Raw genomic sequence first — 20699 nt, 5'->3', positions numbered from 1 at the left:
GCCGGCTTGCCGGCGAAAGGGCTGCGCCGCAGCCCCAGGCGTGTCTCAGGTCAGGCGCGGCGCTCGTGCATCCGCGCCAGTTGGCGCTCCAGCATGGACGGGTAAGGCTCCATCAGGCGCTCGACGCAGCACGCGCCCTCAGGACTGGCAATCGGCCGAATACGCGCCCGCTGGCGCACCAAGGAGTCATCGCTGATGCGGCGTTCCACCAGCAGCAGGTTGCGGCTGTGCTGCGACAGGGCCAGCGCGTCCTGGGCTTGTTCGGTCATCAGCAAGTCGACTTGATCCATGCCTTGCAGGTCGTCGGCCAGCACTAGGCCCAGCTGCAGTTGCAGGGTGATGCCGCTGTCGGCTACCTCGATCTGCAGGGCGTGGCCCAGGGCGCGCAGCAGCTCGCCACAGCAGATTGCGTTGGTGAGGTAGTCCTCGCCGCTGTCGCGGCTGTGGAACAGCAGCAGGGTACTGCCGTCGTTCAGGGTATGGACCTCACCTTCGTACAGCGAGGCGGCCTGGTCCAGGCAGTCGCGGTAGCGCTCCAGCAGTTCGGTCAGGCGAGTGCGTGGCAGGCGGCGCAGTTGCTCCTGGGAGCCCAGTTGCACGGCCAGCACGGCGCTGGACTGCGGTTCGTCGGACTCGACGATGGCAGGCTTGGCCGGAGTGCTTTGTTCATCCATCAGGTCGGCGAAGGCGTCGTCGTCATCCTCGTGATCGACTGACTGCGCCGCCACGTTCGCCCATGGGGCGACCTTGGCAGCGGGCGTGTCATCGAAATCGTCTTCCTCGTCCTCTGCTTCCGGCTCCGCTGGCGGCGGCGGGGCAAGGCGGGCGTGCAGCTGGCGGGCCAGGTCGCCGATCTCGTCCTGGCGGTCGATGCCCGGCGTGTAGGGGTGCGGATCACGCAACCAGACGCGCAGTTGCAGCAGCGGGGTGGAGATGAAACGGCCCAGACGCAGGCTGAGGGTCAGTGCCAGGGCCAACAGGATCGCGGCAAGGATGCCCATGCTCTGCAGGCTGATCAGCATCGGTTGCTGGAACTGGCTCATGTCCAGGCTGATGCGCAACTGGCCGGCGGTCACGTCCTGGAAGGTGATCTTGGTCTGGTAGACCCCTTCGGTTTCGCCCAGCAAACTATTGCGTGGGCGCTGGCCGGCCTCGGCGAGGATGCGGTTGTCCACGCTGTAGATGGCGGCATGGGCCACCAGCGGGTTCTTCACCAGGTTGCCGAGCAGCACGTTGAGGCTGAGGATGTCGTTGGACACCAGCAGCTCGGTGGCCGATGTGGCCGTTTGCGTGGTCAGGCTCTGGCCAACGGCATCGGCCTGCTCGTGCATGGCCTGCTTGAACTGCAAACCCATCACGCAGGCATAGATCACCAGGGCCAGGGCCACCAGGAAGATGTTATGGCTGGCAATGCGCAGGGCCAGGGGGATTCGGCGCTGGCTGAGGGCTCGGTAGATCATCAGGAAGAAGTTATCGGGTTTTACGGGCGTGGGCCGGTTCACAGAGCGCGGCTCTTCATGGCGAGAAAGTTGCTGGGCAGTATAGCGATACGTGTTTTGTCGGCAAAGTAGCGTTGGCGCCCGATGGTCATGGAAAATCGGTAGAATGCGCATTTTTCATCGAGTTGGAGCCCGGTCTTGCGCGAAATCGTCCTGATCAACATCACTGGTGAAGACCGTCCAGGTCTTACCGCGGCCATCACCGGCGTCCTGCTCCAGGGCGGTGTGAACATTCTCGACATCGGTCTTGCGGTCATGCACGGCACGCTGTCGTTCGGCATCCTGGTCGACATTCCCGACAATGAGGTGGCCACCGCGCTGCTGCAGAGCGTACAGGCCAAGGCCCATGAGCTGAACCTGCAGGCGCGCTACACGCCGATCTCCGAGGCCGACTACCAGCACTGGGCCGACAGCCAGGGCGAGGCCCGCCACATCGTCACCCTGCTCAGCCGCCGGGTCACTCCCCAGCAGTTGCAGCGGGTCAGCGCCATCATCAGCCAGTACGGCCTGACCATCGAGCGCATCGAGCGCCTGTCGGCCCGCGTGGCGCTGGATGTCCAGACCGAGAAGGGCAAATCCGCGCTGGAAATCTCCGTGCGTGGCGAAGCCAGCGATGCCCAGGCCTTGCGCGCCGACTTCTTCGCCCTGTCCGAAGAGCTGAACATCGACATCGCCTTCCAGCGCGACGACCTGTTCCGCCGCAACCGCCGCCTGGCGGTGTTCGACATGGATTCGACGCTGATCGAGGCCGAAGTCATCGACGAGCTGGCCAAGGCTGCCGGTGTCGGTGAGCAGGTGGCGGCGATCACCGAGCGCGCGATGCGTGGCGAGCTGGATTTCCGGGCCAGCTTCAAAGAGCGCATGGCGCTGCTCAAGGGCCTGGACGTGGGCGTACTGGACCAGATTGGCGCCTCGCTGCGCCTGACCGAGGGCGCCGAGCACCTGTTCGCCGAGCTCAAGCGCCTGGGCTACAAGACTGCGATCCTTTCCGGCGGCTTCTCCTACTTCGCCAAGCAGGTGCAGGCGCGCCTTGGTATCGACTACGTGTTCGCCAACGAGCTTGAAGTGGTGGATGGCAAGGTCACCGGCGTGGCCGTCGAGCCGATCGTCGATGCCCAGCGCAAGGCCGATCTGCTGCAACAACTGGCCGGTGAAGAAGGTCTGCAGCTCGAGCAGACCATTGCCGTCGGCGATGGCGCCAACGACCTGCCGATGCTGTCCCTGGCCGGCCTGGGTGTGGCGTTCCGCGCCAAGCCGCTGGTGCGTCAGTCGGCCAAGCAGGCGATCTCGACCCTGGGTCTGGATGGTGTGCTGTACCTGCTCGGCGTACGCGATCGCGAAGCACGCGGTTGATCTTGAGCCCTGGGGCTGCGCTGCAGCCCTTTCGCCGGAAAGCCGGCTCCCACAGAGGTTTGCGTTGTTACTGTGGGAGCCGGCTTGCCGGCGATGGACCGCGTAGCGGTCCCAATGAAAAAGGCCCTGCTGAGCAGGGCCTTTCTTGTTGCAGCAGTCAATCAGGCCTGGGCCGGCTGCGCCAGTAGCTCACCCATGCGCACGGCGGAGCCGGCACCGAGGCTCTCGGCCCACTTCACCTGCTCTGGCCCGAACAGCACGATGGCGGTGGAGCCCAGCTTGAAACGGCCCAGTTCGGCGCCTTTCTCCAGATGGATCGGCGCACGGCTGGCGTCGTCATAGCGGAAGGTCTTCAGCTCGCGCTTCGGCGGCGTGACCAGGCCGGCCCAGACAGTCTCGATCGAGGCGACGATCATCGCGCCGACCAGTACCACGGCCATCGGGCCGCGCTCGGTGTCGAACAGGCAGACCGCGCGCTCGTTACGTGCGAACAGCTCCGGTACGTTCTCTGCGGTGGTCTGGTTGACCGAGAACAGCCGGCCCGGCACATAGACCATTTCGCGCAGGGTGCCGGCCAGCGGCATGTGCACGCGGTGGTAGTCCTTGGGCGACAGGTAGATGGTGGCAAATTCGCCGCCCATGAACGGCGCGGCCAGGGCCGGGTCGCCGCCGAGCAGCTCCAGGGCGCTGTAGCCGTGGCCCTTGGCCTGGAAGATGCGGCCGTGCTCGATCGGGCCGAGCTGGCTGACCGCGCCGTCGGCCGGGCAGAGGATCGCGCCGGGGGTCTCGTCCAGCGGGCGGGCGCCGGGCTTGAGGGCGCGGGTGAAGAAGGCGTTGAAGTGCTCGTAGGCGCTGAGGTCTTCGACCAGTGCCTCGGACATGTTCACCTGGTAGCGCTTGGCGAACCAGGCGGTGAAGGCGTTCTTGAACCAGCGTGCGCGGCACTCGGCGACGCAGCCGGCCAGCCGCGACAGCAGGTGGTGCGGCAGCAGGTACTGGCTGATGATGAACAAGCGGGATTTCATTGAGCGTCCTTAAACTTCGACGGGCGTGTCGGGGTGGTTGCCCCATTCGCCCCAGGAACCGGCATAGCCCTTCACCCGTGGATAGCCGAGGGCCTTGGCCACGAGGTAGGTGAAGCCGGAGCGGTGGTGGGTCTGGCAATGGGTGATCACTTCCTTGTCGGGGGTGATGCCCAGGTTTTGCAGGACTTCGGCGATATCCTCGCGGATGCGCAGGTGGTCGTTGAGGTCCATGCCGGCGGTCCACTCGAAGTTGATCGCGCCGGGAATATGCCCGCCTTTGGCAGCCAGCACTTTCTCGCCGCTGTATTCCAGTGGTCCGCGCGCGTCCCAGATGACCAGGTCGGCGGCGCCCAGGCGGCTTTGCAGGTACTCGCGGGTGGCGGTGGGCTCCGGGTGCAGGCGCAGGTTCACCGCGCCGCCCATGCTGGCGGGCACCTCGGTGGACAGTTTGTCCGCCGGCCAGGCCTGTATGCCGCCGTTCAGGTAGTGATAGCGCTGGTGGCCAATCACGTCGAGCAGCCAGATGAAACGGCCGGCCCAGCCGCCGCCTTCGTCGTCGTAGACCACATAGACCGCATCGTCGCGATGACCGAGTTCGGCGAACAGCTTTTCCAGGTCGGCGCGTGCCGGCAGCAGGCCAGGTGCAGGCGGCTGTCCCAGCTGGGTGCGCTTGGGATCGACGAAGCGCGCCCCGGGGATGTGGCCGCTGCCATAGCGGTTGGCGCTGGTCAGGTCGACCAGGATCAGTTGCGGCGATTCCAGGCGCGGCAGCAGGTCCTCGGCTTCGATCACCAGGGGCAAGCCGGAAAAGTCAGTCATCCACGGTCTCCAGGGTGCAAAGGGGGCGATTGTAGCGCAAGGCAATCATGAATGGCGGTTGCCGAAGAGGGCCAGGGCGCGCTCGATGCATTGCACGGTTTTACCGAATGCCTGCACGCTGACATCGGCCAGCGGTTTGCCGTCCTGGTCCGCCACCGCCAGCATCAGCACCTGGTCGCCGACCGCCAGCGAGCGCAGCAGCAGGTGTTCGCTGCGGAAGAATGCGCGCAGTGGCGCCGGCAGCAGTGCGGTGAACTGGGCGTGATTTTCGGGCGTCAGGCGCAATTGCCCGGCCTTGCTCATCAGTTTCTGCAGGAGTTTGTTCTGCGCGATCGGCAACGCAATGACGCCGGCTTCCTTGGGCAGGCCCGCAGTCTGCTGCACCCGCAGGTAGTCGGTAGCCTTGTCCAGGCTCAGCAGCATCAGACGCTGCATGCCGCACGCCAGCAGCGCTTCGCGGGCCTGGGTGGCCAGGTGCACGGTATTGCTGAACGGGCTCGGCTGGGCGAGCAACTCCTGGCACAACCTGCGCCAGCGACCAAGGTCCTCGGTGCTGGGCGGTGGCGGCGTGAGCATGTCCGGGTGTGGACGGCGCTGGTGCCAAGGCCAGATCAGCGCCTCGGCCGGGTGGAACAGGGCATGCCGGGCGTGATGGCGGGCACTGGCCGCGGCCTGCTGGTGAACCTGCTGCTGGACATCGTCCAGCGTGGTCTGCAGATAGAGGGCTGTAAGCAGCTGCCAGCGCAGCAAATGCGGATTGTCCCAGCCGACCTGGGCGGCCAGGGCAAGGCCGTTGGCCAGCAGCACGGTATTCGGGGGCTGGTTGAACCAGCGGCGCAGGGCCGGCTCTTCGTCCAGGCGCTGCTGCTGGACAAGCGGGTCCTGCTCGCGGGCGATGCTTAGCACCTGCGCCAGCTGTTCGCGCTCGTCCATCAGCAGGCGGTAACCCTGGGTCACCCACTCGGGCAGGCGCCAGTGCTCGGCCATGGCCTGGCACAGTAGCATGATGCGCACGCCGAACAGTTGCTGTTCGACTTCAGCGGCTTCCTCGCCCTTGTGGATAACTCGCAGCTCCCAGGTATCCAGCAGCTTGGGATAGACCAGGGCCAGCGGCCACAGGGGCGAGAGGAACAGCAGGCTGCCCCAGTGGATCTCCTGCCACAGGCGCGCCAGGCGGCTGGCGAACAGGCCGTTGGCTTGCTGGGTGGCATGCTGGCTGATCAGCAGGAACTGGCGCAGGACCGGCGGGATCTCGTCGGCCGGCAGCGATGGCAGGCGTGCCAGCAGTTGGCTGACGCGGGCCAGGCCAAGGCGGTTCAGGGCTATTTCCAGGCTCTCGGCCGGTTCGGCCTGGCTGGCGTTGGCCGGGTGGTTGGCCTCGCGCAACACGCAGAGCACCAGCGCGGGGCTATCCTGCATCAGTTCGGCGATATCGCGCAGGGAGCGACGGCTGTCGTTGATAGCCTGCAGCACCCGATCATGGCTCTCTTTCGGCACCGGTACGCGGACCCCGTCGAGCAGCTTGATCCAGGCCTCTAGACTCGACGGAGCCTGACTTGGCACCTTGGTTTCAATTGGCATATTGACATCAGTCCGAACTGGCTTTTCGCAATGAGTGGCTATAGTCTGGCGCAGTTCTGCCGATAAGTAGAAGAAGAGTTTTCAAGCTTCCGTTCCCTATCCTGACCACGACAGCAAGTGCTTCCAACTTATGGCTAAAATTATCGGCATCATCGTCGTATTCGCGAGCGTGCTCGGCGGCTACGTGCTTTCCCACGGCAAGATCGCGGCACTGATCCAGCCGTTTGAAGTGCTGATCATCGGCGGCGCGGCCTTTGGTGCGTTCCTCCAGGCCAACCCTGGTTACATGACCATGCATGTGATCAAGAAGTCGCTGAAGATGTTCGGCACCCGTTTCACCCACACCTTCTACCTGGAAGTGCTGGGCCTGGTGTACGAGATCCTCAACAAGAGCCGTCGTGAAGGCATGATGGCGATCGAAGGCGACATCGAGGACGCCGCGGCCAGCCCGATCTTCGCCAAGTACCCGGCGGTGCTGGGTGATGAGCGCATGACCGCGTTCATCTGCGATTACCTGCGGATCATGTCCACCGGCAACATGGCGCCCCACGAGCTCGAAGGCCTGTTCGACATGGAGCTGCTGAGCATGAAGGAAGAGCTCGAGCACCCGTCCCACGCAGTGACCGGGATCGCCGACGGCATGCCCGGCTTCGGTATCGTCGCGGCGGTACTGGGTATCGTGGTGACCATGGCCTCGCTGGGTGACGGTGACCAGAAGTCCATCGGCCTGCACGTCGGTGCGGCGTTGGTCGGTACCTTCTTCGGTATTCTTGCTGCCTACGGCTTCTTCGGCCCGTTGGCCAATGCCCTGCGCCATGATGCCAAGGAAGAGTTGAACGTCTACGAGGCGATCAAGGCCTCGCTGGTGGCCTCGGCTTCCGGCATGCCGCCGTCGCTGGCGGTCGAGTTCGGTCGCAAGGTGCTGTACCCGGCGCACCGCCCGAGCTTCGCCGAGCTGGAACAAGCAGTACGCGGTCGCTAAGCCATGGAGAACAATCAGCCCATCATCGTCAAGCGCGTCAAGCGCTTTGGCGACGGCCATCACGGCGGCGCCTGGAAAATCGCCTTCGCCGACTTCGCCACGGCGATGATGGCGTTCTTCCTGGTGCTGTGGTTGCTGTCGACCGCCACGCCTGAGCAGAAGATCGCAATCGCCGGTTACTTCAAGGACCCGATCGGTTTCTCCGAAAGCGGTACGCCCTACATCATCGATCTGGGTGGCTCGCCAGAACTGGCACCGGAAAAGACCATCAACCCGGAAGTGAAGTCCGAGCCGACGCCGGATACCAGCCTGCAACTGGACAAGGATCAGGTCGAGACCATGGCCGAGCAGGTCGAGCGCGAGCGCCTCGAGCTGCTGCTGCAGGAGCTGCAGAACAAGGTCGAGGAAAACCCGCAGCTGCAGAAGTTCAAGGACCAGATCCTGTTCGAGATCACCCAGGACGGCCTGCGCATCCAGATCATGGATGCCGAGAACCGGCCGATGTTCGACCTGGGCAGCGCACGCCTGCAGCCGTACTTCGAAGACATCCTGCTGGCCATGGCCGACACCATCAAGGCGGTGCCGAACAAGATCAGCATCAGTGGCCATACCGATGCCAAGCCGTACTCCGGTACCGGCGATTTCGGTAACTGGGAGCTGTCGGCCAACCGCGCGAATGCGGCGCGTCGTGCATTGGTCGCTGGGGGCTATCCGGATGAGCAGGTGGCCCGCGTGGTCGGTTATGCTTCGTCGTCGCTGTTCGACCGTGCCAACCCGTTCAACCCGGTCAACCGCCGTATCGACATCATCGTCCTCACCAAAAAGGCGCAGCGCGATATCGAGGGTGAACAGGGCAAACCGGAGGCTGCGCCGCCTGCCGCTGACACACCGCCTGCGAGCGCAGCGCCAGGTGCGGCCGCGACACCGGGCGATACGCCGATGCAGCCGCGTGAGCTGCGCCAGAAGCTGAACATCTTCGAAGATGGCGTATTGAAGATGGACGAGGCCAAAGACCAGTAAGTAACAGGGGCCGCTTTGCGGCCCCGATGCATTCAGAACCCCCGCCTGATCTTGGCCTTGAGATCGGCATGGAAGAAATCCGCATTGTCCCTGTCCGACACTGCGCCGCCCCCGGCCGGCGAAGCCATGGCCCGGCCAAAGGTCTGTTCGTCATGATAGGCGCGCACGAACAGGTCGATATGCTCTCGCTCCCGCATTACTGGCCACTTGCCCAAGCGCTGCGGCAGGTCAGTCGAGCCAGCATGGTAGAAAGTCACCCGCCGATGCGCCATGGCCGCAGCGCCCAGTAGCCAGGCCGTCCACCAGCCTTCGGCATGGGCCTCGCAGAGCACTCCGATCCAGTGAGTGGCATCGGCCATGTGTTGGCAAAAGCTGCCATGCAGGTCGTCGTGGGTCTGCCCTTCACTGTCGAAGGGGACGAGTTGGGTGGGAATGCCTTCTAGTAGCAGCCACTCGTTCAGGATGAAGGCATCGAGCCGTTCGTTCTGGTGGTAACTGATGAATACCGGCATCTGTGCTGCCCTCCCTGATCAATACCGATGACAAGGCCATGACCATCAGGGAAAGCAGCTGGAGGGACAATAGGCGACCGCAATACCGGAGCGGTCCTACCTACTCCGGTAAAATTTCCTACGATGCTGGCGTGTTTGCCGCCACCTCAATAGGTGTCTTCCGGCAAGCTGGCGATGATCGAACGGTAGCTGTTCATTCGTTGTTGAGTAACGCTGCCGTCCTCCAGGGCCTTGAGCAGCGCACAGCCAGGTTCGCGGTCATGCTTGCAGTCGCGGAAGCGGCAGTTGCCGATCAGTTCGCGGAATTCGATGAAGCCATCTTCGACATCATCACGGCTGACATGGCCCAGACCGAATTCGCGGATGCCCGGCGAGTCGATCAGGTCGCCGCCATTGGGGAAGTGATAGAGGCGCGCGGTGGTGGTGGTGTGAGTGCCCTGGCCGGACCATTCCGACAGGTCGCCGACACGGGTGCCTGCATCAGGCAGCAGGCTGTTGACCAGCGAGGACTTGCCCACGCCCGACTGGCCGACGAACACGCTGATATGGCCGTCTAGTGTCTGCTGCAGGCGCTGCATGCCATCGCCCTGGTGCGCGGAAACCTCCAGCAGCGGGTAACCCAGGCCGCGGTAGACCTCGAGCATGGCGTTGAGAGTCGGGGCGTTCTCGTCGTTGATCAGATCGGCCTTGTTCAGCAGCAGCAGCGGGCGGATGCCGGCATGCTCGGCGGCGACCAGGTAACGGTCGATCAGGTTGGGATGCGGTTCGGGCGCAGGGGCGAAGACAATGACGATCAGGTCGACGTTGGCCGCCACCGGCTTGAGCTGGCCATGGTTGTTCGGCCGGCACAGCTCGGTGCTGCGCGGCATCTGCGCGACAATCACGCCGATGCCCTGATTGCCGGCGCGCCAGACCACACGGTCGCCGGTCACCAGCGCCGGCAGGTTGGCCCGCAGGTGGCAGCGGAACACCTGGCCCGCAACCTCGCCGTCCTGGGCCTCGACCTCGACCTGCACGCCGAAGTGGGCAATCACCAGGCCAAGTTGCTCTGGCCCCAGGTCGCCGCCTTCCAGTTCCTGCAGCACGTGCTGCTCGCGTTTGGCGGCGCGGGCGGCGCGCTCACCCTGGATCTTTTCGATGCGCCAGTTCTGGCGGCGGTTGAGCTGGCGTTTGGCCATGAAGGTTCCGAGTAGGCGGGGCAGAAAGAAAACGGCGGGCAGTTTAGCACGGCACGCCCACGAGCTGCCCCGCTAGGCTAATATGACGGGCTATTCGAGGAGCCTTTTCATGCAGAACCCACAGAATCTGATCTGGATCGATCTGGAGATGACCGGCCTGGACCCGGACAACGACGTCATCATCGAGATGGCTACCATCGTCACCGACAGCGAGCTCAATACCCTGGCCGAGGGGCCGGTGATCGCCATTCACCACAGTGATGAGGTGTTGGCGCGGATGGACGAGTGGAACACCCGCACCCATGGCAACTCAGGACTCACTCAGCGCGTACGCGAGAGCAAGGTGAGCATGGCCGAGGCCGAGGCGCAGACCATCGCCTTCCTCGAGCAGTGGGTGCCGAAGGGCAAGTCGCCGATCTGTGGCAACAGTATCTGCCAGGACCGCCGCTTCCTCTATCGGCACATGCGCGAGCTGGAAAACTACTTCCACTATCGCAACCTTGATGTGTCCACGCTCAAGGAACTGGCCGCGCGCTGGGCGCCGGAGGTGCGTGACAGCTTCAAGAAGGGCAGCACCCACCTGGCGCTGGATGACATCCGCGAGTCGATCGGTGAGCTGCGCCACTATCGCGAGCACTTCATCAAGGTCTGACCTTGCCGTGCGCCGACGATCATCGGCGCGCCCCTTTTGGTGCTCCGCGTGACTGGGTAGACTGCGCGCCTTTCCCGCACGGACCTGCACCATGTTGCTGATGCTCTATCTCATCGCCATCACCGCCGAAGCCATGACCGGCGCCCTGTCCGCTGGCCGCCGTGGCATGGACTGGTTCGGCGTGGTGCTGATCGCCTGCGTGACTGCGCTGGGTGGCGGCTCAGTGCGTGATGTGCTGCTCGGGCACTACCCGCTGACCTGGGTGAAGCATCCCGAGTACCTGGTGCTGACCAGCTTCGCGGCGCTGCTGACCATCTTCATCGCGCCCTTGATGCGCCACCTGCGGTCGCTGTTCCTGGTGCTCGACGCCCTGGGTCTCGTGGCGTTCACCCTGATCGGCTGCATGACCGCGCTGGAGATGGGGCAGGGGTTCCTTGTCGCCTCCATCAGCGGGGTGATTACCGGGGTGTTTGGCGGCATCCTGCGGGACATCTTCTGCAATGATATTCCGTTGGTGTTTCGGCGTGAGCTGTATGCCAGTGTTTCGTTCGCGGCGGCTTGGTTCTATCTGGGGTGCGTTTACTTCAAGGTGCCGGCGGAGCAGGCCATGCTGCTGACACTGTTTGGCGGTTTTCTGGTGCGGTTGTTGGCGATTCGGTTTCATTGGGAGATGCCGAAGTTTCATTACAATGATCAGCAATAGCGGCTTTTTGCGGCGCAGCCACTATATTCAGGATTGTTCTGGCAGTGCTGTAACTGTAGTCATATAACCATTGTTCAGAAGAGTTGCTTGCGCTTGCGCTTGCTCTTGCTCTTGCTCTTGCTCTTGCTCTGCTTTTGCTTTTGCTTCTAAGTGCGCGATAGTCCAGGCGACACAAATTGCGACTTCAGGAGGCCGAACGGAGGGCTTGCGCAGGGAGGTGACGGGCATGGATGCCCGTCAAGCGCCGATCAGGCCATGGATGGCCCGTCGGCGCGTCCTCCCGGAGCGAGCCCGGAGTGAGGGGACCCCGGAGCGAAGCGTAGGGGCCGGATGAATGGAGCGGGCGGTTTTTGCCTTCTTTTGCCCGCGTGCAAAAGAAGGTCGCCGTAAAGGCGAAAAGGTGAGTGTGCGTCGACATGGCGAATGAATGCGCATATAACTTTTAAAACACACGCTGTGTAAATCAAAGTCAAAGTCAAAGTCAAAGTCAAAGTCAAAGTCAAAGTCAAAGTCAAAGTCAAAGTCAAATGCGATTGGTGTGGGTTTTTACAGTTGTAAGCGCATTCATTTGCTATAATGACGCATAGTCACCCTTTCGCCACCCGGCGAGTCACTTTTTGTCAAACGCGACAAAAAGTAACCAAAAAACGCTGCGCTCCATTCATCCGGCCCTCCGCTTCGCTCCGGGTCCCCTCACTCCGGCCTTGCTCCCGGGAGGACCGCGCTGAACGCCCCATCCTGGGGCGCAGCGCTTGACGGGCATCCATGCCCGTCACCTCCCTCCGCAAGACCTGCGTTCGGCCTCCTGAAGTCGCGAAGTTACGGGCGGCGCCTGGACTGGCGTAGCTGTCGCTTGCAGGCTATGGGGTTAACCTTTTGATCGCCAAAGGTAAAGGCAAAGGCAAAGGCAAAGTCGCAGCAGCGAGCGTCAAAGGGCGTTGTGGCGAGCCAGGGCCCACTCCACATGTTCGCGTACCAGTTCCGAAGGATCATCCCTACGCGCATTGAGCGCCTCCAGCACGGGGATGGTCGACGGTGCGTTGCCAAGCCCTACCGCGAGGTTGCGCAGGAAGCGTTCATACCCCGCCCGGCGCAGTGGCGAGCCTTCGGTGCAGCCGAGAAAACGCTTTTCATCCCACAGGAACAATTCGGCCAACTCGATATTGTCCAGCCCCCGGCGGGGCATGAAGTCGTCTTCGGTCGTGGTCTTGGCGAAACGGTTCCACGGGCAGACGATCTGGCAATCGTCGCAACCAAACACCCGATTGCCGATCAGTGGGCGCAGTTCCAGTGGAATGGCCCCGCGCAACTCGATGGTCAGGTACGAGATGCAGCGCCGGGCATCGAGCTGATAGGGCCCGACGAACGCCTGGGTCGGACAGATGTCCAGGCAGGCCTGGCAACGCCCGCAATGATCGCTGCCCTGCACGCCGTCGATCGGCAGCGGCAAGTCGACGAACAACTCGGCGAGGAAGAAATAGCTGCCCGCCTTGCGGTTGAGCAGCAGGGTGTTCTTGCCAATCCAGCCAAGGCCAGCCTCCTGGGCCAGGGCTTTCTCCAGCACCGGAGCGCTGTCGACGAAGGCGCGGTAGCCGAACGGGCCGATGGCTTCCTGGATGCGGTCGGCGAAGTGCTGCACACGCTTGCGCACCAGCTTGTGGTAGTCGCGGCCCAGGGCGTAGCGCGAGATGTAGGCTTTTTCCGGCTCTGCCAGGCGCTTGGCCATTTGCGTGTCGCCGGGCAGGTAGTCCATGCGCAGCGAGATCACCCGCAACGTGCCGGGGATCAGCTCGGCCGGGCGCGAGCGCTTGTTGCCATGCTCGCCCATGTACTCCATTTCGCCGTTGTAGCCTGCCGCCAGCCAGCGCTGCAGATGCTGTTCGTGCTCGCCAAGGTCGACACCGGCGATGCCGACATGGGCAAAACCGAGTTCGCGGCCCCAATCCTTGATCGATTGGGCCAATGTGGCGATGTCTGGAAGGTCGGCGGACATGGATGAACAAGCATTACAAGCGGAGGTGCGTATAATTCTGCCAGACATCGGAGCCTTTGACCCCATGCCTCAGACCAAACACCCCCCATTACCGCTCAGCAGCCTGACCTTGGCCAGGCTGCCGCCACGTGCCGCTGATGCCCACAAGGGCGATTTCGGCCATGTGCTGGTGGTCGGCGGCGACCTGGGCACAGGCGGCGCGGTGATGCTCAGTGGCGAGGCGGCGTTGCGTTGCGGCGCCGGCCTGGTCAGCGTGGCCACCCGCCCCGAACACGTAGCTGCGGGGCTGACGCGCCTGCCCGAGACCATGTGGATGGGCGTGAGCTCGGCCAACCAACTGATGGCGTTGCTCGAGCGTGCCACGGTGCTGGTGGTCGGCCCTGGCCTCGGCCAGGCCGGTTGGGGGCGCAGCCTGTTGTCGGCGGTGGCCAATGCCCACCGGCCACAGGTGTGGGACGCCGATGCGCTCAACTTGCTGGCGCGCACGCCACTGGCACTGCCCAGCGGTAGCATTCTCACCCCGCACCCCGGCGAGGCCGCGCGCCTGCTGGGGATTTCCACCGAGGCGGTGCAGGCCGACCGGCCGGGGGCGGCGCGCAAGCTGGCGCGTCGCTACGCCAGCGTCTGCGTGCTCAAGGGCGCCGGCACGTTGGTGGCCGACCCTGGCGGGCAACTGGCGGTTTGCGGCCGTGGGCACCCAGCCATGGCTGGTGCCGGATTGGGCGATGTGTTGACAGGCGTGCTCGCAGCCTTGCTGGCCCAGGGGCTGGACGCCTGGCAGGCCGCGTGCCTGGGGGTGTGGCTGCATGCCTGCGCCGGCGAGCGGCTGGGTGTCAAAGGTAGAGGGCTGGCGGCCAGTGATCTGGTGCCGGTCATTAGAGCGTTATTGGAGGAGCATTCAGCGTGTCAGGCATAACCCTGTTTCTGGGCGACGAGGACGCCACCGTCGCCTTTGGCGCGAAACTGGCCGAAGTGACCAAAGGTCATGGTGTGATTTTTCTCGAGGGCGACCTGGGGGCAGGCAAAACCACCCTGTCCCGCGGGCTGATTCGTGGCCTGGGTCATACCGGCCCGGTAAAAAGTCCGACATTTACCGTGGTTGAACCCTACGAGATTGGTGAGGTTCGCGCCTTCCATTTCGACCTCTATCGCCTGGTCGACCCGGAGGAGCTTGAATTCATGGGCATTCGCGATTATTTCGAGGGCGATGCATTGTGCCTGTTCGAATGGCCCGATAAAGGTGCGGGCGTTTTGCCAAAGCCCGACCTGACCATTACCATAAGCCCGCAAGCGGGCGGACGTTCGCTTAACCTGTCGCCGCAAGGGGCTCGCGGCGAAGCCTGGTGTGCCGTTCTGGCCAAAGAATTCATACAGTAAGTGGGGAAAGGTATGCGCATACGCGCACTGGTCGCTGTTGTTGGGCTGCTGCTGACCGCGGTGACCGTTGACGCTCTGGCCGTCACTCAAGTCAAGAGCATGCGCCTGTGGCGCGCTCCGGACAATACGCGGCTGGTCTTCGACCTGTCCGGGCCTGTGCAGCACAGCGTCTTCACCCTCACCGCTCCTGATCGCCTGGTGATCGACATCAACGGTGCCACCCTGGGGGCGCCGCTGAACGTCTCCACGTCGAACACGCCAATCACCAGTGTGCGTTCGGCCCAGCGCACGCCCACCGACCTGCGCGTGGTGGTCGACCTGAAGAAAGCCGTGTCGCCGAAGAGCTTCACCCTGGCGCCGAACGCCCAGTACGGCAATCGCCTGGTGGTCGACCTGTACGATCAGGAAGCTGACGCCATCGCCGCCAGCAACCCGACACCGCCCCCGACACCGCAGCCACCGGCCACCACGCCGGCGGTGCCTGTCACCCCGGCGCAACCGGCGATCAAGCTGCCGCCAGCACCGAGTGGCAAGCGTGACATCGTGGTCGCCATCGACGCCGGTCATGGCGGCGAAGACCCGGGCGCGTCCGGCTCGCGTGGCCAGCACGAGAAAGACATCGTGCTGGATATCGCCAAGGAACTGCAGCGCCAGATCAACTCCGAGAAGGGTTACCGCGCCGAGCTGACCCGCACCGGTGACTACTTCATCCCGCTGCGCAAGCGCACCGAGATCGCCCGCAAGAAGGGCGCCGATCTGTTTGTCTCGATTCACGCCGACGCCGCGCCGTCGAAGGCTGCCTTTGGCGCTTCGGTGTTCGCCCTGTCCGACCGTGGCGCAACCTCCGAGACCGCCCGCTGGCTGGCCGACACGGAAAACCGCTCCGACCTGATCGGCGGCGCCGGCAACGTCAGCCTCGACGACAAGGACCGCATGCTGGCCGGGGTGCTGCTCGACCTGTCGATGACCGCCACCCTCAGTTCCAGCCTCAATGTCGGGCAGAAGGTGCTGGGCAATATGGGCCGGGTCACGCCGTTGCACAAACAACGGGTGGAACAGGCCGGGTTCATGGTGCTGAAGTCGCCGGATATCCCATCGATCCTTGTTGAAACCGGGTTCATCTCCAACGCCAACGAGGCGGCCAAGCTGGCTACCCGTAGCCATCAGCAGGCCTTGGCACGTTCGATTCATACCGGTGTGCGTCAATTCTTCCAGCAGAACCCGCCGCCTGGCACTTACATCGCCTGGCTGCGCGACAGTGGCAAGATCGTCCAGGGCCCGCGTGAACACACCGTGCGCCCCGGCGAGACGCTGGCGATGATTGCGGTGCGTTACCAGGTCAGCGTGGCTGGCCTGCGCAGTAGCAACAACCTGAAGACCGACGAGCTCAAGGTTGGCCAGCACCTTGACATCCCCACCACCGCCCTGGCGTCCCAGCAATGAGTGGCGGCTCGCGTATCCAGCTGCTCAGCCCGCGGCTGGCGAACCAGATCGCCGCCGGCGAGGTAGTCGAGCGCCCCGCCTCGGTGGCCAAGGAATTGCTGGAGAACAGCCTCGACTCCGGTGCTCGGCGCATCGAGGTCGAGGTCGAACAGGGCGGCGTGAAGTTGCTGCGGGTGCGCGACAACGGCGGTGGCATTGCCCCCGATGACCTGCCGCTGGCGCTGGCCCGCCACGCCACCAGCAAGATCCGCGAATTGGAAGACCTTGAAGGCGTGCTCAGCCTGGGCTTTCGCGGCGAGGCCCTGGCATCGATCAGCTCGGTGGCGCGCCTGACCCTTACATCGCGTACCGCCGATGCCAGCGAAGCCTGGCAAGTGGAAACCGAGGGGCGCGACATGACCCCGCGGGTGCAGCCTGCCGCGCATCCGGTCGGCACCTCCGTCGAAGTGCGTGATCTGTTCTTCAATACCCCGGCGCGACGCAAGTTTCTCAAGGCCGAAAAGACCGAATTCGATCATCTGCAGGAAGTGATCCGGCGCCTGGCGCTGGCGCGTTTCGACGTCGGTTTTCACCTGCGGCACAACGGCAAGACCATCTTCAGCCTGCACGAGGCCGCCGACGAAACGGCCCGGGCGCGGCGGGTCGGCACCATCTGCGGCCCGGGCTTTCTCGAGCAGGCGCTGCCCATTGATGTCGAGCGCAACGGCCTGCGACTGTGGGGCTGGGTCGGTCTGCCGACCTTCTCGCGCAGCCAGGCCGATCTGCAGTATTTCTTCGTCAATGGCCGGGCCGTGCGCGACAAGCTGGTAGCCCATGCGGTGCGCCAGGCCTATCGCGACGTACTGTTCAATGGCCGGCACCCGACCTTCGTGCTGTTTCTCGAGTGCGACCCGGCCGGCGTTGATGTCAACGTCCACCCGACCAAGCACGAGGTGCGCTTCCGCGAAGGGCGCATGGTTCATGACTTCCTCTATGGCACCTTGCACCGCGCCCTGGCCGATGTGCGCCCGGAAGACCAGCTTGCGGCACCGGCGGCCACCGACGAACTGGTCCGCCCCAGCGGCTTGCAGGCCGGCGAGTTCGGCCCCCAAGGCGAAATGCGCCTGGCCTCGCCAGTGCTCGAGCAGCCTCAGGGCGAGCAGCGGGGGTTCGCTTCGAGCGGCTCGGGCGCGGGCTATCAGTACCAGTACACGCCTAGGCCCTCCCAGCCGCTGAATGCCGGCGAGGCCCAGGCGGCCTACCGTGAATTCTACGCCCCCCTGGACAATGCCGCCGCCGCGCCGAGCGCGTTGCCGGAAAGCCAAGGCGATATCCCACCGCTGGGCTACGCCCTGGCGCAGCTCAAGGGGATCTATATCCTCGCCGAGAACGCCCTCGGCCTGGTGCTGGTGGATATGCACGCTGCCCATGAACGGATCATGTACGAGCGGCTGAAGGTGGCGATGGCCAGTGAAGGCTTGAGCGGCCAGCCGTTGCTGGTGCCCGAGTCGCTGGCGTTGAGCCAGCGCGAAGCCGACTGCGCCGAGGAACATGCCCAATGGTTCCAGCGCCTGGGCTTCGAGCTGCAGCGCCTGGGCCCGGAAACCCTGGCGATCCGCCAGATCCCGGCCCTGCTCAAGCAGGCCGAGGCCAATCGCCTGGTGCAGGATGTGCTGGCCGACCTCATGGAGTACGGCACCAGTGATCGTATCCAGGCGCACTTGAACGAACTGCTGGGGACCATGGCTTGCCATGGCGCGGTGCGGGCCAACCGGCGCCTGGCCATCCCCGAGATGAACGCCTTGCTGCGCGACATGGAGAACACCGAGCGCAGCGGCCAGTGCAACCACGGCCGACCGACCTGGACCCAGATGGGCCTGGACGATCTGGACAAGCTGTTCCTGCGGGGCCGATGAAATGAGTGCCAGACCTCCGGCGATTTTCCTCATGGGCCCGACCGCGGCCGGCAAGACCGACCTGGCGATCGAGCTGACCAGCAAGCTGCCCTGCGAGCTGATCAGTGTCGACTCGGCGCTGGTCTATCGCGGCATGGACATCGGTACCGCAAAGCCCTCCAAGGAAGTGTTGGCCGCGCATCCGCACCGCCTGATCGACATTCTTGACCCCGCCGAAAGCTACTCGGCCAAGCGTTTCTGCACCGATGCTCTCCAAGCCATGGCCGAGATCACCGCGCGCGGCAAGATCCCACTGCTGGTTGGCGGCACCATGCTCTATTACAAGGCACTGGTCGATGGCCTGGCGGACATGCCGCCAGCCGATGCCATGGTGCGTGCCGAGCTGGAGGCACAGGCGCAGGCGCTCGGTTTGGCCGAATTGCACCGCCAACTGGCCGAAGTCGATCCGGAGTCGGCGGCGCGCATTCATCCGAATGACCCGCAGCGGCTGATCCGTGCGCTTGAAGTGTACAAAGTGAGTGGCGAGAGCATGACCGCCCACCGTCAGCGTCAATACGCGGAAAGTAGCGGCGCAGACGCAGGCGCGGGCGAGCATTTGCCCTATACTGTCGCCAGCCTGGCGATAGCGCCTACAGATCGTCACATTTTGCATCAGCGAATTGCGTTACGATTTTCACAGATGCTGGAACAGGGCTTTGTCGACGAGGTCCGAACGCTGCGGGCCAGAAGTGACTTGCATGCGGAGCTGCCGTCTATAAGGGCAGTGGGATATCGGCAGGTCTGGGACTACCTCGACGGCAAGCTGACTGAGAATGAGATGCGTGAACGCGGTATCATTGCCACGCGTCAGCTGGCCAAGCGGCAATTCACCTGGTTGCGCGGCTGGTCCGACGTCCACTGGCTGGATAGCCTGGCCTGCGACAATCTGTCCCGCACCTTGAAATACCTGGGGACCGTCTCCATATTGAGCTGAGTCCCTGCCAGTTGCCGTCTATTCTTGCGAAGGGGCGGCATAATTTATCGATTTTCTTGATTTTCTATTATTGATCCTTACAGGAGTGCGGCATATGTCAAAAGGGCATTCGCTACAAGACCCTTACTTGAACACCTTGAGAAAAGAAAAAGTCCCGGTTTCGATCTATCTGGTCAACGGGATCAAGCTGCAGGGCCAGATCGAATCCTTCGACCAGTTCGTCGTGCTGCTGAAAAACACCGTCAGCCAGATGGTCTACAAGCACGCCATTTCGACCGTCGTCCCCGCACGCCCGGTTCGTCTGCCAAGCCCGACCGATGGTGAGCACGGCGACAGCGAGCCAGGTAACGCTTGAAAAAAGTAGGAGCCTGCATTGTTCTTTGAGCGCCACGGTGGTGGTGAGCGAGCGCTGCTCGTTCACTTGGAAGGTCAGAACCCTGAGGCGCGCGAAGATCCGCAGGAGTTTCAGGAGCTGGCGCTGTCGGCCGGAGCCGATATCGTTTCGCTGGTAACAGTGGCGCGGCATCAGCCCACCGCCAAGTTTCTGATCGGCAGCGGCAAGGTCGAGGAGTTGCGCGACCTGGTCCATTCGGCCGAAGCCGACCTTGTGATTTTCAATCACACCCTCACGCCCAGCCAGGAACGTAACCTCGAGCGCGTCTTCGAGTGTCGCGTGCTGGACCGTACCGGGCTGATTCTCGACATTTTCGCCCAGCGGGCGCGTACTCACGAAGGCAAGCTGCAGGTCGAACTGGCCCAGCTCGAGCACATGAGCACGCGGCTGGTACGCGGTTGGACCCACCTTGAGCGGCAGAAGGGCGGTATCGGCCTGCGTGGCCCGGGTGAAACCCAGCTCGAAACCGACCGCCGCCTGCTGCGGGTGCGCCTGCGCCAGATCAAGGCACGCCTGGAGAAGGTGCGCAGCCAGCGCGAACAGGCCCGCCGTGGGCGCAAGCGCGCGGACATCCCGTCGGTGTCGCTGGTGGGCTATACCAACGCCGGCAAGTCGACCCTCTTCAATGCGCTGACCGAATCCGATGTGTATGCCGCGGACCAGTTGTTCGCCACCCTCGACCCGACCTTGCGCCGGCTCGAGCTGGCCGACCTGGGGCCGATCGTGCTGGCCGACACCGTAGGTTTCATCCGCCACCTGCCGCACAAGCTGGTCGAGGCATTTCGGGCTACGCTCGAAGAGTCGAGCAACTCTGACCTGCTGCTGCACGTGATCGATGCCCATGAGCCCGAGCGCATGGAGCAGATTGAACAGGTACTGGCGGTGCTGGGCGAGATCGGTGCCGAGAGCTTGCCGATCCTCGAGGTCTATAACAAACTCGACCTGCTCGAAGATGTCGAGCCGCAGATCCAGCGCGATGCCGATGGCAAGCCGCAGCGAGTCTGGGTATCGGCACGTGATGGACGAGGCCTGGAGCTGGTTGGCCAGGCGATTGCCGAGTTGCTGGGGGACGACCTGTATGTCGGGACCCTGTGCCTGGAGCAACGGTTTGCCCGCCTGCGCGCGCAATTCTTTGCCCTGGGTGCCGTGCAGAGTGAAGAGCATGATGAAGAAGGGCGCAGCCTGCTGAGCGTGCGACTGCCCAGGGTCGAGTTGAATCGCCTGGTCAGCCGCGAAGGCATGGAGCCGCAAGTGTTTGTCGAGCAACACACTTTGCAATAAATGCCCGTCGAGGTCGCCG

20 protein-coding genes are annotated in these 20699 nt (G+C 63.8%); 12 read left to right on the top strand and 8 right to left on the bottom strand.

Features of this window, described 5'->3' with window-relative positions:
* Positions 1 to 50 precede the first annotated feature (50 nt).
* Positions 51 to 1502 (bottom strand): histidine kinase, encoded by a 1452-nt coding sequence (locus ACZ9C1_RS15935; RefSeq protein ID WP_457378398.1) that lies wholly within the window; start codon positions 1500 to 1502, stop codon positions 51 to 53.
* Between the two features lie 135 nt (positions 1503 to 1637).
* On the opposite strand from ACZ9C1_RS15935, the gene serB reads away from it, so the two are divergent.
* Positions 1638 to 2852 carry a phosphoserine phosphatase SerB gene (serB, locus tag ACZ9C1_RS15930; protein WP_110702005.1) on the top strand — a complete coding sequence of 405 codons (1215 nt, stop codon included), beginning with the start codon at positions 1638 to 1640 and terminating at the stop codon, positions 2850 to 2852.
* Between the two features lie 161 nt (positions 2853 to 3013).
* On the opposite strand, the gene asd is transcribed toward serB, so the two are convergent.
* The 3 genes from asd to ACZ9C1_RS15915 are packed head-to-tail and all read right to left on the bottom strand — an operon-like array spanning position 3014 to position 6277.
* A complete protein-coding gene (gene asd / locus ACZ9C1_RS15925; RefSeq protein WP_476254168.1) occupies positions 3014 to 3877 on the bottom strand; it encodes an archaetidylserine decarboxylase in 864 nt (287 codons plus the stop codon).
* Between the two features lie 9 nt (positions 3878 to 3886).
* Positions 3887 to 4696 (bottom strand): thiosulfate sulfurtransferase, encoded by an 810-nt coding sequence (gene rhdA, locus ACZ9C1_RS15920; RefSeq protein ID WP_139673852.1) that lies wholly within the window; start codon positions 4694 to 4696, stop codon positions 3887 to 3889.
* 45 nt (positions 4697 to 4741) lie between these two features.
* Positions 4742 to 6277 carry an HDOD domain-containing protein gene (locus ACZ9C1_RS15915; protein WP_277502177.1) on the bottom strand — a complete coding sequence of 512 codons (1536 nt, stop codon included), beginning with the start codon at positions 6275 to 6277 and terminating at the stop codon, positions 4742 to 4744.
* A gap of 130 nt (positions 6278 to 6407) precedes the next feature.
* Here ACZ9C1_RS15915 and motA point away from each other — a divergent pair, with 130 nt between their 5' ends.
* Positions 6408 to 7259 (top strand): flagellar motor stator protein MotA, encoded by an 852-nt coding sequence (motA, locus tag ACZ9C1_RS15910; RefSeq protein ID WP_023630652.1) that lies wholly within the window; start codon positions 6408 to 6410, stop codon positions 7257 to 7259.
* A gap of 3 nt (positions 7260 to 7262) precedes the next feature.
* Positions 7263 to 8279: a flagellar motor protein MotB gene (gene motB / locus ACZ9C1_RS15905; RefSeq protein ID WP_102682172.1), complete on the top strand. Its 1017-nt coding sequence runs from the start codon at positions 7263 to 7265 to the stop codon at positions 8277 to 8279.
* Between the two features lie 32 nt (positions 8280 to 8311).
* Here motB and ACZ9C1_RS15900 read toward each other — a convergent pair whose 3' ends face one another.
* Positions 8312 to 8791: a molecular chaperone Tir gene (locus ACZ9C1_RS15900; protein WP_102682171.1), complete on the bottom strand. Its 480-nt coding sequence runs from the start codon at positions 8789 to 8791 to the stop codon at positions 8312 to 8314.
* Between the two features lie 146 nt (positions 8792 to 8937).
* Complete coding sequence (rsgA, locus tag ACZ9C1_RS15895) at positions 8938 to 9969, bottom strand: small ribosomal subunit biogenesis GTPase RsgA (protein WP_102682170.1); 1032 nt, start codon at positions 9967 to 9969, stop codon at positions 8938 to 8940.
* Between the two features lie 109 nt (positions 9970 to 10078).
* On the opposite strand from rsgA, the gene orn reads away from it, so the two are divergent.
* Both orn and ACZ9C1_RS15885 read left to right on the top strand, forming a co-directional pair.
* Positions 10079 to 10621 (top strand): oligoribonuclease, encoded by a 543-nt coding sequence (orn, locus tag ACZ9C1_RS15890; protein WP_139673846.1) that lies wholly within the window; start codon positions 10079 to 10081, stop codon positions 10619 to 10621.
* 91 nt (positions 10622 to 10712) lie between these two features.
* Positions 10713 to 11324: a trimeric intracellular cation channel family protein gene (locus ACZ9C1_RS15885; protein WP_023630647.1), complete on the top strand. Its 612-nt coding sequence runs from the start codon at positions 10713 to 10715 to the stop codon at positions 11322 to 11324.
* Between the two features lie 27 nt (positions 11325 to 11351).
* On the opposite strand, the gene ACZ9C1_RS15880 is transcribed toward ACZ9C1_RS15885, so the two are convergent.
* Positions 11352 to 11552, bottom strand: a complete 201-nt coding sequence (locus ACZ9C1_RS15880; protein WP_476254167.1) for a hypothetical protein — start codon at positions 11550 to 11552, stop codon at positions 11352 to 11354.
* A gap of 700 nt (positions 11553 to 12252) precedes the next feature.
* The gene (gene queG / locus ACZ9C1_RS15875) at positions 12253 to 13317 is read right to left on the bottom strand and encodes a tRNA epoxyqueuosine(34) reductase QueG (RefSeq protein WP_214500920.1); all 1065 of its coding nucleotides are present in this window, start codon (positions 13315 to 13317) and stop codon (positions 12253 to 12255) included.
* Between the two features lie 64 nt (positions 13318 to 13381).
* On the opposite strand from queG, the gene ACZ9C1_RS15870 reads away from it, so the two are divergent.
* The 7 genes from ACZ9C1_RS15870 to hflX all read left to right on the top strand — a co-directional run bounded on the left by ACZ9C1_RS15870 (position 13382) and on the right by hflX (position 20680).
* Positions 13382 to 14233, top strand: a complete 852-nt coding sequence (locus ACZ9C1_RS15870; RefSeq protein WP_214500921.1) for an NAD(P)H-hydrate dehydratase — start codon at positions 13382 to 13384, stop codon at positions 14231 to 14233.
* Complete coding sequence (gene tsaE / locus ACZ9C1_RS15865; RefSeq protein ID WP_139673831.1) at positions 14221 to 14694, top strand: tRNA (adenosine(37)-N6)-threonylcarbamoyltransferase complex ATPase subunit type 1 TsaE; 474 nt, start codon at positions 14221 to 14223, stop codon at positions 14692 to 14694. The genes ACZ9C1_RS15870 and tsaE overlap by 13 nt, the downstream gene beginning before the upstream one ends.
* A gap of 12 nt (positions 14695 to 14706) precedes the next feature.
* A complete protein-coding gene (locus tag ACZ9C1_RS15860; protein ID WP_102683933.1) occupies positions 14707 to 16137 on the top strand; it encodes an N-acetylmuramoyl-L-alanine amidase in 1431 nt (476 codons plus the stop codon).
* Positions 16134 to 18032, top strand: coding sequence for a DNA mismatch repair endonuclease MutL (gene mutL, locus ACZ9C1_RS15855; RefSeq protein WP_277502175.1), 1899 nt, complete (start codon positions 16134 to 16136; stop codon positions 18030 to 18032). Before ACZ9C1_RS15860 ends, mutL begins: the two co-directional genes overlap by 4 nt.
* Before the next feature lies 1 nt (position 18033).
* Entirely contained in the window at positions 18034 to 19005 is a 972-nt protein-coding gene (gene miaA / locus ACZ9C1_RS15850) for a tRNA (adenosine(37)-N6)-dimethylallyltransferase MiaA (RefSeq protein ID WP_102683935.1), read from the top strand.
* Positions 19006 to 19099: 94 nt separating this feature from the next.
* The gene (gene hfq, locus ACZ9C1_RS15845; protein ID WP_023629894.1) at positions 19100 to 19360 is read left to right on the top strand and encodes an RNA chaperone Hfq; all 261 of its coding nucleotides are present in this window, start codon (positions 19100 to 19102) and stop codon (positions 19358 to 19360) included.
* Between the two features lie 18 nt (positions 19361 to 19378).
* Positions 19379 to 20680, top strand: a complete 1302-nt coding sequence (gene hflX / locus ACZ9C1_RS15840) for a ribosome rescue GTPase HflX (protein WP_102683936.1) — start codon at positions 19379 to 19381, stop codon at positions 20678 to 20680.
* The last annotated feature ends 19 nt before the right edge of the window (positions 20681 to 20699 follow it).

This window comes from Pseudomonas sp. TE21435 (genome assembly GCF_056279265.1).
The sequence above is the reverse complement of the archived record's forward strand: the minus strand, read 5'-3'. Positions and strand labels throughout refer to the sequence as shown.

Excerpts from the sequence above, each read along its gene's own strand:
- asd (WP_476254168.1), bottom strand. The coding sequence starts at position 3,877 with ATGAAATCCCGCTTGTTCATCATCAGCCAGTACCTGCTGCCGCACCAC.
- rhdA (WP_139673852.1), bottom strand. The coding sequence starts at position 4,696 with ATGACTGACTTTTCCGGCTTGCCCCTGGTGATCGAAGCCGAGGACCTG.
- ACZ9C1_RS15915 (WP_277502177.1), bottom strand. The coding sequence starts at position 6,277 with ATGCCAATTGAAACCAAGGTGCCAAGTCAGGCTCCGTCGAGTCTAGAG.
- motA (WP_023630652.1), top strand. The coding sequence starts at position 6,408 with ATGGCTAAAATTATCGGCATCATCGTCGTATTCGCGAGCGTGCTCGGC.
- motB (WP_102682172.1), top strand. The coding sequence starts at position 7,263 with ATGGAGAACAATCAGCCCATCATCGTCAAGCGCGTCAAGCGCTTTGGC.
- ACZ9C1_RS15900 (WP_102682171.1), bottom strand. The coding sequence starts at position 8,791 with ATGCCGGTATTCATCAGTTACCACCAGAACGAACGGCTCGATGCCTTC.
- rsgA (WP_102682170.1), bottom strand. The coding sequence starts at position 9,969 with ATGGCCAAACGCCAGCTCAACCGCCGCCAGAACTGGCGCATCGAAAAG.
- orn (WP_139673846.1), top strand. The coding sequence starts at position 10,079 with ATGCAGAACCCACAGAATCTGATCTGGATCGATCTGGAGATGACCGGC.
- ACZ9C1_RS15885 (WP_023630647.1), top strand. The coding sequence starts at position 10,713 with ATGTTGCTGATGCTCTATCTCATCGCCATCACCGCCGAAGCCATGACC.
- ACZ9C1_RS15880 (WP_476254167.1), bottom strand. The coding sequence starts at position 11,552 with ATGCCCGTCACCTCCCTGCGCAAGCCCTCCGTTCGGCCTCCTGAAGTC.
- queG (WP_214500920.1), bottom strand. The coding sequence starts at position 13,317 with ATGTCCGCCGACCTTCCAGACATCGCCACATTGGCCCAATCGATCAAG.
- ACZ9C1_RS15870 (WP_214500921.1), top strand. The coding sequence starts at position 13,382 with ATGCCTCAGACCAAACACCCCCCATTACCGCTCAGCAGCCTGACCTTG.
- ACZ9C1_RS15860 (WP_102683933.1), top strand. The coding sequence starts at position 14,707 with ATGCGCATACGCGCACTGGTCGCTGTTGTTGGGCTGCTGCTGACCGCG.
- mutL (WP_277502175.1), top strand. The coding sequence starts at position 16,134 with ATGAGTGGCGGCTCGCGTATCCAGCTGCTCAGCCCGCGGCTGGCGAAC.
- miaA (WP_102683935.1), top strand. The coding sequence starts at position 18,034 with ATGAGTGCCAGACCTCCGGCGATTTTCCTCATGGGCCCGACCGCGGCC.
- hfq (WP_023629894.1), top strand. The coding sequence starts at position 19,100 with ATGTCAAAAGGGCATTCGCTACAAGACCCTTACTTGAACACCTTGAGA.